Origin of the sequence: Ochrobactrum sp. SFR4, assembly GCF_019730395.1 — a bacterium.
Taxonomy (GTDB): Bacteria; Pseudomonadota; Alphaproteobacteria; order Rhizobiales; family Rhizobiaceae; genus Pseudochrobactrum.
In genome coordinates, this window is sequence record NZ_JAAPBB010000977.1 from 1 (window position 1) to 258 (window position 258).

Genomic DNA, 258 nt, shown 5'->3' on the forward strand with positions numbered 1-258 from the left:
GATGGAACGGGTTGCCGCCGGCCCAGTGCACCAAATGGATATCCGGATAATGCCGCGTCTCGCCGCAAAATTGATAGGCCTCACCGGGGTGCAACAGCATGTCGCAGATGCGCGCCACCGGGATCGCCAGCCCGGCCGGATTTTCGCCTACCGGCATGGTCGGCGCAGGCGTATCCACGCGCGGATTGCCGACGCCGTTCATCGAACCGTGGCCGAACGAGAAACCGCCGCCCGGCAGCCCCACCTGGCCCAGCATCG

The 258-nt window shown here is 66.3% G+C and carries 1 pseudogene; it reads right to left on the reverse strand.

Going from position 1 to position 258, the window contains the following annotated elements:
• Positions 1-258: pseudogene (locus HBA93_RS22005) on the reverse strand (Asp-tRNA(Asn)/Glu-tRNA(Gln) amidotransferase GatCAB subunit C); the annotation flags it as partial.